This is a genomic window from Streptomyces roseochromogenus subsp. oscitans DS 12.976, assembly GCF_000497445.1.
GTDB classification, from domain to species: domain Bacteria; phylum Actinomycetota; class Actinomycetes; order Streptomycetales; family Streptomycetaceae; genus Streptomyces; species Streptomyces oscitans.
In genome coordinates this window covers 3,197,626-3,207,829 of sequence record NZ_CM002285.1, presented here as the reverse complement: position 1 = coordinate 3,207,829, position 10,204 = coordinate 3,197,626, and the positions used below count along the sequence as shown (strand labels likewise).

Here is a 10,204-nt window from a genome sequence, read left to right as displayed (position 1 = left end):
CGCCGTGGCCCGCGCGTCTGGAGCGGGCCGCCCGGCGTGGCGGCGCGGCCGGCCGCAACGCCGACCGGGATCTGGACGCCGTGTGCGCGCTGTTCGCCACCGCCGCGCGCGCGGAGGAGCGCACCGGAGGCCGAGGCGCCCTGAACTTCCTGGAGGAGATCGAGGCCGAGGACATCGCCGCCGACACGCTCACGCGCCGCGCGGTACGCCCGGACGCCGTCCGCCTGATGACCGCGCACCGCGCCAAGGGCCTTCAGTGGCGGCTGGTCGTCGTCGCCGGCGTCCAGGAGGGCCTGTGGCCCGACCTGCGCCGCCGCGGATCCCTCCTGGAGGCCGACCGCATCGGCCGGGACGGACTCGCCGAACCGCTCACTCCGGGGGCGCTGCTCGCCGAGGAGCGCCGCCTGTTCTACGTCGCCGCCACGCGCGCGCGTGAACGCCTTGTCGTGACCGCCGTGAAGGCGCCCGCCGACGACGGCGACCAGCCGTCCCGCTTCCTCACCGAACTCGGCGTCGAACCCCGGGACGTCACCGGCCGCCCGCGCCGCCCGCTGTCCGTGGCCGCTCTCGTCGCCGAGCTGCGCGCCACCACGGTCGACCCGCGCGTGTCCGCCGCCCTGCGAGAGGCCGCCGCCCGCCGGCTGGCCCGGCTCGCCGCCCTCGCCGACGAGGACGGCCGCCCACTGGTGCCCTCCGCGCACCCCTACCGCTGGTGGGGCATGTACGACCCCACCGAGAGCAAGGTCCCGCTGCGCCACCGCGACCATCCGGTCGTGCTCTCCGGAAGCGCCCTCGACCAGCTCGCCAACACCTGTGCGCTCCAGTGGTTCCTCGGCCGCGAGGTGAAGGCCGACGCCCCGGCCACGACCGCGCAGGGCTTCGGCAACGTCGTCCACGTCCTCGCCGACGAGGTCGCCTCCGGCCGCACCCCGGCCGACCTCGACGTCCTGATGGAGCGACTGGACTCGGTGTGGAACGCGCTCGCCTTCGACGCGCCCTGGAAGTCGCAGCAGGAGAAGGACAACGCGCGCGTGGCGCTCGAACGCTTCCTGAACTGGCATGTGCTGGACCGCACCGGGCGCACCCCGGTGGCGAGCGAGCAGGACTTCGACGTCACCCTGGAGGCGGGCGACTACCAGGTCCGCATCCGCGGCCAGATGGACCGCGTGGAGGCGGACGGCGAGGGCCGCGCCTACGTGGTCGACTTCAAGACCGGCAAACAGGCGCCCAGCGCCGCCGAGGTGGCCCGCCACCCCCAGCTCGCCGTCTACCAGCTCGCCGTCCACAAAGGCGCCGTCGACGACGCCTTCGACGGTGTACGACCCGAACCCGGCGGCGCGGAACTGGTCCACCTCAGGCAGGGCGCCGCCCAGCGCGACGGCGGCGACAGTCTGCCCAAGACGCAGAACCAGGAGCCGCTGTCGGGGGAGTGGGCCGGCGAGCTGCTGGCCACCGCCGCCGGCAAGGTCCTCGACGAGCGGTTCGCACCGAACACCGGCCAGCACTGCACGCACTGCGCGTTCCGCGCCTCGTGCAGCGCCCGGCCCGAGGGGCGGCACGTGGTCGAGTGAGCCACCGTCAGGTGCGGGAGTGACGCATGGCACCACACGTGCTGACCTGCGCTTCTTCCTACCCGGGCGGCCGATCCGCGCTCGACTGTCAGTGCTCGCCACTAGCCTTTTCGACATGCCCGCCCGTATCACCGACCCCGAGCAGCTCAAAGAGCTCCTCGGCATCCCGTTCACCCCGGAGCAGACGGCCTGCATCATCGCGCCGCCCGCCCCGCAGGTGATCGTGGCCGGAGCCGGATCGGGCAAGACCACCGTGATGGCCGCCCGCGTGGTCTGGCTGGTCGGCACCGGCCAGGTCGCCCCCGAGCAGGTCCTGGGCCTCACCTTCACCAACAAAGCCGCCGGTGAGCTGGCCGAACGCGTCCGCAAGGCGCTGATCAAGGCCGGCGTCACCGACCCCGATGCCCTCCCGCCACCCGACCACCACCCCTCAACGACAGCGCTTCGCGCTGACCCCTCCTGGTTGGACCCGGACAACCCGCCCGGCGAGCCGGTCATCTCGACGTATCACGCCTTCGCCGGCCGCCTCCTCACCGACCACGGCCTGCGCCTCGGCCTGGAGCCCACCTCCCGGCTGCTCGCCGACGCCACCCGCTACCAGCTGGCCGCGCGCGTGCTGCGCGAGGCCCCGGGCCCCTACCCCGCGCTGACCCGCTCCTTCGCCGACCTCGTCAGCGATCTGCTCGCCCTCGACTCCGAACTCGCCGAACACCTCGTCGCCCCCGAGGAACTGCGCGCCTGGGACGCGGACCTGCTGCGCACCCTCCAGAGCGCGAAACTCACCAACGCCGATCTGCGCAAGGTCCCCGAGACGGCCACCGCCCGCCGCGAACTGGCCGACCTCGTCCGGCGCTACCGGACCGCCAAACGCGAGCGCGACCTGCTCGACTTCGGCGACCAGATCGCCCTGTCCGCCCGCCTCGCCCGCATCCCCGAGGTGGGCCGGCTGCTGCGCGAGGACTTCCGCGTGGTGCTCCTGGACGAGTACCAGGACACCTCCGTGGCCCAACGCGTCCTGCTGGCAGGCCTGTTCGGCGGCGGCACGGGCCATCCGGTGACCGCGGTCGGCGACCCCTGCCAGGCCATCTACGGCTGGCGCGGTGCCTCCGTCGCCAACCTGGACGACTTCCCCGCGCACTTCGCGCACGCCGACGGCCGCCCCGCCACCCGGCAGGCGCTCAGCGAGAACCGCCGCAGCGGCGGCCGCCTCCTAGACCTCGCCAACGGTCTCGCCGAGCCGCTGCGCGCCCTGCACGCCGGCGTGGAGGCCCTGCGCCCCGCCCCCGGCGCCGAGCACGACGGCACGGTCCGCTGCGCCCTGCTGCCCACCCATGCCGAGGAGATCGACTGGATCGCCGACTCCCTCGCCCACCTCGTGCACACCGGCACGGCCCCCGGCGAGATCGCCGTACTGTGCCGTACGGCGACCGACTTCGCCGAGATCCAGGGCGCCCTCGTGGCCCGGGACATCCCCGTCGAGGTGGTCGGCCTGTCCGGGCTGCTGCACCTGCCCGAGGTCGCCGACCTCGTCGCCGTCTGCGAGGTGCTCCAGGATCCCGGCGCGAACGCCTCCCTGGTGCGCCTGCTGACCGGCCCGCGCTGGCGTATCGGCCCCCGCGACCTCGCCCTGCTGGGCCGCCGCGCCCGCCTGCTGGTCGCCCACGCGCGCGTGGGCGACACCGACGACCCGGACCGCCGGCTCGCCGCAGCCGTCGAAGGGATCGACCCGGCCGAGGTGATATCGCTAGCGGACGCCCTCGACACCTTCCTCGAAACACCCATGGACAGCGAGGGGGACGACGACGGACTGCCGTTCTCGCCGGACGCGCGCGTGCGTTTCGCACACCTGGCCGCCGAACTGCGCGACCTGCGCCGCTCGCTCTCCGACCCGCTGATGGACGTGCTGCACCGCGTCCTCGCCGTCACCGGCCTGGAGGTGGAGCTGTCGGCGTCCCCGCACGCCCTGGCCGCCCGCCGCCGCGAGACCCTGTCCAACTTCCTGGACGTCGCCGCCTCCTTCGCGGCGAGCGACGCCGAGGCGACCCTGCTCGCCTTCCTCGGCTTCCTGCGCACCGCCGCGCAGTACGAGAAGGGCCTCGACAACGCCCTGCCCGGCGGCGAGAACACCGTCAAGGTGCTCACCGCCCACAAGTCCAAGGGCCTGGAGTGGGACGTCGTGGCCGTGCCCGGGCTGGTCAAGGGCACGTTCCCCAGCGCACAGGGCCGCGAGAAGTGGACGGCGCAGGCCAAGGTGGTGCCGCACGCCCTGCGTGGCGACTCCGACACGCTGCCCGACGCCGACAGCTGGGACGCTCGCGGCATGAAGGCCTTCCACGAGGCCATGAAGGACCACCAGCACACCGAGGAGCTCCGCCTCGGCTACGTCACCTTCACCCGCCCCCGCTCACTGCTGATCGGTTCCGGCCACTGGTGGGGGCCCAGCCAGAAGAAGCCGCGCGGCCCCTCCGACTTTCTCCGGGCTCTGTACGACCACTGCGCCGCCGGACACGGCGAGATCGAGGCGTGGGCCGAGCAACCCGCCGAGGACGAGGAGAACCCCGCCCTGCACACGGCCGCCGCCGATCAGGTGTGGCCGCTCCCGCTGGACGACACCGCCCTGGCCCGCCGCCGCGCCGCCGCCGAGGCCGTCCTCGCCCACCTGGACACCCTCGCCGCCCAGGCCACCGGTCGGCCACCGGCCGCCCACGACCCCGCCGCCCTCGACGACCCCGACTGGCCCCCGCCCCCGGACGACGACCCCTACGGCGACGAAACGTACGACGAACACAGCGCGGACATCCCCTACGACGAGGACCCCTTCGGCGACGAGGAACCGCCGCCCGACGCGGACGCCCCCGCCCCGGATGCCCCAGCCTCGGACGGCCCCGCCGACCGGGACGCATGGAGCGACCGGGACGCCCGGACAGCCGCCCGGCCCACGGTCCCGCACCAGGCCTCCGCCCCGCGGCACCGCCCCGGCCCCGCCGAGGGTCCCGCCGAGCCGCAGCATTCCACCGACCTCACCCCCGAAGAGGCCCGCACCATCGCCTCCTGGGACCGCGACCTGGACGCGCTCACCGGAGAGCTGCTGCGCTCCCGGAAGGCCGTCACCGACGTCCCGCTGCCCGTCACGCTGACCGCGACCCAGCTGATGCGCCTGGCCGAGGACCCGGACGGGCTCGCGCAGGAACTCGCGCGCCCCATGCCACGCCCTCCGCAACCGGCCGCGCGCCGGGGCACCCGATTCCACGCGTGGGTGGAAGCCCGCTTCGAGGAACTGACACTGCCCCTGCTGGAACCGGACGAGCTGCCCGGCAGCGACGCCGGGATCGCCGACGAACACGACCTGGAGGCCCTGAAGGAGGCCTTCGAACGCAGCGAGTACGCCCGGCGCACCCCCCACCGGGTCGAGGCCCCCTTCCAGCTCACCCTCGCCGGCCGCGTCGTACGGGGCCGTATCGACGCCGTCTACAAGCACGGCGACGGCGACGAGGCGACGTACGAGATCGTCGACTGGAAGACCAGCCGCACCCGCACCGCCGATCCGCTCCAGCTCGCCGTGTACCGGCTGGCCTGGGCCGAGCAGCAGGGCGTGCCGCCCGAGTCGGTCACGGCCGCCTTCCTGTACGTCCGCAGCGGCGACGTCGTACGACCGCCGGACCTGCCGGACCGGGCCGCCCTGGAACGGCTCCTCACGGGGGATGCCGGAACGGAAGACGCCGGAGTGGCACACCAGACATCCTGAGTGTGACGAACCGCCCGCCGAGGTTGTCGGTGCGGGCCGATAGGCTCGTGAGCATGAGCCAGACCCCGGACAGCGCCGTCCGCGCGTACATCGAGCAGCACCGCGCCGCCTTCCTCGACGACCTCGCGGAATGGCTGCGCATCCCCTCCGTGTCGGCCCAGCCCGACCACGCACCCGATGTACGGCGCAGCGCCGACTGGCTCGCCGCCAAGCTCAAGGAGACCGGCTTCCCGACCGCCGAGGTCTGGCAGACCCCGGGCGCCCCGGCCGTCTTCGCCGAGTGGCCCTCCGCCGGCCCCGAGGCGCCCACCGTCCTCGTCTACGGTCATCACGACGTGCAGCCCGCCGCCCGCGAGGACGGCTGGGACAGCGACCCCTTCGAGCCGGTCGTCCGCGCACATCGCCTCTACGCGCGCGGGGCGGCCGACGACAAGGGCCAGGTGTTCTTCCACACACTCGGTGTCCGCGCCCACCTCGCCGCCACCGGCCGCACCGCCCCCGCCGTCAACCTGAAGCTGCTGATCGAGGGCGAGGAGGAGTCCGGCTCCCCGCACTTCCGGGCCCTGGTCGAGGAGAACGCGGCACGGCTCGCCGCCGACGCCGTGATCGTCTCCGACACCGGCATGTGGTCCGAGGACACCCCGACCGTCTGCACCGGCATGCGCGGCCTCGCCGAGTGCGAGATCCGGCTGTACGGCCCCGACCAGGACATCCACTCCGGCTCCTTCGGCGGCGCCGTACCCAACCCGGCCACCGCGGCCGCCCGCCTGGTCGCCGCCCTGCACGACGAGCACGCGCGCGTGGCGATCCCCGGCTTCTACGACGGCATCGTGGAGCTGACCGACCAAGAGCGCGAGCTGTTCGCCGAGCTGCCCTTCGACGAGGAGCGCTGGCTGAGCACCGCCAAGTCCCGCGCCCCCCACGGCGAGGCCGGATACAGCACCCTCGAACGCATCTGGGCCCGCCCGACCGCCGAGGTCAACGGCATCGGCGGTGGCTACCAGGGCCCGGGCAGCAAGACGATCATCCCGTCCTCGGCCATGGTGAAGCTGTCCTTCCGGATGGTCGCGGGCCAGGAGCCCGACCACATCGAGAAGGCCGTCCGCGCCTGGGCCGAGACGCAGCTGCCGGCCGGGATCCGGCACGAGATCAGCTTCGGCGCGGCCACGCGCCCGTGCCTGACCCCGCTCGACCACCCCGCGCTGCAGTCCGTGGCCCGCGCCATGGGCCGCGCCTTCGAGAAACCGATCCGCTTCACCCGCGAGGGCGGCTCCGGACCAGCCGCCGATCTCCAGGAAGTCCTCGGCGCCCCCGTGCTCTTCCTGGGCATCTCCGTCCCCTCCGACGGCTGGCACGCCCCCGACGAAAAGGTCGAGCTCGACCTCCTCCTCAAGGGCGTCGAGACCAGCGCCTACCTGTGGGGTGACCTGGCCGAGCACTGGCGTCCCACGCCCTGACCGGACCACGCCGTACGTCCCCGCCGAACCGCCCGCCGAACGAACCGCTGCACTGGGGGAGTTGGAAGCACACGTGACCACCTGGACCGACGACACAGCCGATCGACCCATCTCGCTGACAGCCCCGAGCGGCATCGACCGCGCCGCCCACCACCGGCTCGACGAGGCCTGGCTCGCGGCGGCGTGGAGCCACCCCACGACCCGCTGCTTCGTGGTGTCCGGCGGTCAGGTGCTCATCGACGAGACACCGGACGGCCGGACCGAACTCGTCATGACGCCCTCCTTCGAAGCCCCGCTCACCGAAGCGCACCGCTATTTCCTCGGTACCGACGACGAGGGCGTCAGCTACTTCGCGCTCCAGAAGGACTCGCTGCCCGGCCGTATCGACCAGTCCGCGCGCCCCGCCGGGCTGCGGGAGGCCGGCCTGCTGCTCTCGCCGCGCGACACCGGCCTCATGGTGCACGCGGTCGGCCTGGAGAACTGGCAGCGCACCCACCGCTTCTGCTCCCGCTGCGGCGAGCGCACGGTCATCGCCGCCGCCGGCCACATCCGCCGCTGCCCGGCCTGCGGTGCCGAGCACTACCCGCGCACCGACCCGGCCGTGATCATGGCGGTGACCGACGCGGACGACCGTATCCTGCTCGGCCGCCAGGTCCACTGGCCCGAGGGCCGCTTCTCCACGCTCGCCGGCTTCGTCGAACCCGGCGAGTCCATCGAGCAGGCGGTGCGCCGCGAGGTGTCCGAGGAGGTCGGCATCACCGTCGGCCCCGTGGAGTACGTGGCCAGCCAGCCCTGGCCCTTCCCGTCCAGCCTGATGCTCGGCTTCATGGCCCGCGCCACCTCCACCGAGATCGACGTCGACGGCGACGAGATCCACGAGGCCCGCTGGTTCTCCCGCGAGGAACTCCACGAGGCCTTCGAGTGCGGCGAGGTGCTGCCGCCCTACGGCATCTCCATCGCGGCCCGCCTGATCGAGATGTGGTACGGCAAGCCGCTTCCGACGCGCAGCTTCGTCTGAGACGGCCCGGGCGGAGGGCGACCCGTACCGGAACCACAACGTCCACCACCACCGGGCCGTGCTGGCCGCCGTACCCGACGGCTGCCGCACGGCGCCCTCAAGCTCGCGACCAGAGCGACGACGGGCACGCATGGTGTGGTGCCGGGCGTTCCACCAACGCACCCCGGCGGAAGACCGCCCCCGCGTTCACCATGCCCTCCGACCAGGACCCCCGATCCGGCGCCAGGCTGGTCGGGGGTCGTGTGCGTCATGAGGGTCAGACGCCCAGCGCCTGCTTCACCTGGGCAAGGCTCGGGTTCGTCATGACGACCTCTGCACCACCATTGGAGGGAACTACCTGAACCGTCGGGACCGTCTGGTTTCCACCGTTCGCCTTCTCGACGAAAGCGGCGGACTCGGGGTCCTGCTCGATGTTGATCTCGGTGTAGCCGATGCCCTCCCGGTCCAGCTGGCTCTTCAGCCGCCGGCAGTAGCCGCACCAAGTCGTGCTGTACATCGTCACAGTGCCCTGCATGTCTCGCGCTCCTCAGGCAGCTCGGAAAAATCGTCCGAGGAAGAAACGTACGCGAGCCGTCCGCCATTCCCGCCCGGGGTATCCACAGGCAGCTGTGACACCTGCCGCATTCATACGACTATCGGTGCTCGCCTGTGGACAACCGCCCCGGCAGTCCCGGGCGACCTGGCAGCATGGCGGTGTGACAGCAGCAACGCACTCCACCCTCTTCCCGCAGGGCTCCGGCGGTACCCCGTACGCGCCGCCGACCGGGGCCGACGCGGTGCTCGAAGGGCTCGACCCCGAGCAGCGCGCGGTCGCCACCGCCCTGCACGGCCCGGTGTGCGTCCTGGCAGGAGCGGGCACGGGCAAGACCCGGGCGATCACGCACCGCATCGCCTACGGAGTACTCGCCGGCATCCTCCAGCCGTCCAGCGTGCTCGCCGTCACCTTCACCAACCGCGCCGCCGGAGAGATGCGCGGCCGGCTGCGCCAGCTCGGCGCCCACGGCGTCCAGGCCCGCACCTTCCACTCCGCCGCCCTGCGCCAGCTGCAGTACTTCTGGCCGAAAGCGATCGGTGGCGGCATGCCCCGGCTCATCGACCGCAAGATCCAGCTCGTCGCCGACGCCGCCGCAACCCTGGGGACCCGGCTCGACCGGGGCGAGCTGCGGGACGTCACCGCCGAGATCGAATGGTCCAAGGTCACCCAGACCGTCCCCGCCGACTACGCGTACGCGGCTGCGAAGGCCGGCCGCGAGGCCCCGCGCGACCCGACCGAGATCGCCCACCTCTACGCGGCCTACGAAGACCTCAAGCGCGACCGCTCGGTGATCGACTTCGAGGACGTCCTGCTGCTCACCGTCGCCATTCTGCAGGACCGGCACGACATCGCCGAACAGGTCCGCGCGCAGTACCAGCACTTCGTCGTCGACGAGTACCAGGACGTCAGCCCCCTGCAGCAGCGGCTGCTGGAACTGTGGCTCGGCGACCGCGACAGCCTGTGCGTCGTCGGCGATGCCAGCCAGACCATCTACTCGTTCACGGGAGCAACGCCCGACCATCTCCTCGACTTCCGCGCCCGGCACCCCGGCGCCACGGTCGTCAAACTCGTCCGTGACTACCGCTCCACCCCCCAGGTGGTCCGCCTCGCCAACGGCCTGCTCGCCCAGGCCCGCGGCCGCGCCGCCGACCACCGGCTGGAACTGGTCTCCCAGCGCGCCCCCGGCCCCGAGCCGGCCTACACCGAGTACACCGACGAGCCCGCCGAGGCCGAAGGCGCCGCCCGCCGCATCCGCGAGCTGATCGACGCGGGCGTCCCGGCCGCCGAGATCGCCGTCCTGTTCCGTACGAACGCCCAGTCCGAGACCTACGAACAGGCCCTCGCCGACACCGGCGTCCCCTACCAGCTGCGCGGCGCCGAGCGCTTCTTCGACCGGCCCGAGGTGCGCAAGGCCAGCATTGCCCTGCGCGGAGCGGCCCGCTTCGGCGGCAACGACTCGCTGCTGGACGAGGCCGTGGACCTGCCCTCCCAGGTGCGTGCCGTGCTCTCCGGAGAGGGCTGGACCGCACAGCCCCCGGCCGGCTCCGGCGCCGTCAGAGAGCGCTGGGAGTCCCTCGCCGCCCTGGTCAACCTCGCCCACGACCTCGCCGCCGCCAGGCCCGCCGCCACCCTCGGCGACTTCGTGGCGGAACTCGACGAGCGGGCGAACGCCCAGCACGCCCCGACCGTCCAGGGCGTCACCCTCGCCTCCCTGCACGCTGCCAAGGGCCTGGAGTGGGACGTCGTCTTCGTCGTCGGCATCGCCGAGGGCATGCTGCCCATCACCTACGCCAGGACCGACGAGCAGATCGAGGAGGAGCGCCGGCTCCTCTACGTCGGCGTCACCCGCGCGCGGGAACGGCTCCAGGTTTCCTGGGC

6 protein-coding genes are annotated in these 10,204 nt (G+C 73.0%); 5 read left to right on the top strand and 1 reads right to left on the bottom strand.

All coding sequences use genetic code 11. The features are described from left to right. The 4 genes from M878_RS99855 to nudC form a co-directional block, all read left to right on the top strand. The coding region (locus M878_RS99855) for a PD-(D/E)XK nuclease family protein (protein WP_023546919.1) at window positions 1–1,571 on the top strand (1,571 nt) is incomplete at its 5' end. Between the two features lie 115 nt (window positions 1,572–1,686). Beyond that, complete coding sequence (locus tag M878_RS63545) at window positions 1,687–5,316, top strand: ATP-dependent helicase (RefSeq protein WP_023546918.1); 3,630 nt, start codon at window positions 1,687–1,689, stop codon at window positions 5,314–5,316. Between the two features lie 53 nt (window positions 5,317–5,369). Beyond that, a complete protein-coding gene (locus tag M878_RS63540) occupies window positions 5,370–6,773 on the top strand; it encodes a dipeptidase (RefSeq protein ID WP_023546917.1) in 1,404 nt (467 codons plus the stop codon). A 73-nt stretch (window positions 6,774–6,846) separates the two neighbouring features. Next, on the top strand, window positions 6,847–7,791 hold the full coding sequence (gene nudC / locus M878_RS63535; protein ID WP_023546916.1) for an NAD(+) diphosphatase: 945 nt from the start codon (window positions 6,847–6,849) through the stop codon (window positions 7,789–7,791). A 256-nt stretch (window positions 7,792–8,047) separates the two neighbouring features. Here nudC and M878_RS63530 read toward each other — a convergent pair whose 3' ends face one another. Further along, a complete protein-coding gene (locus M878_RS63530; RefSeq protein WP_023546915.1) occupies window positions 8,048–8,305 on the bottom strand; it encodes a mycoredoxin in 258 nt (85 codons plus the stop codon). Between the two features lie 181 nt (window positions 8,306–8,486). Between M878_RS63530 and M878_RS63525 the strand changes: the two genes are divergently transcribed. Next, a partial coding sequence (locus M878_RS63525) for an ATP-dependent helicase (protein WP_023546914.1) occupies window positions 8,487–10,204 on the top strand: 1,718 nt, incomplete at its 3' end.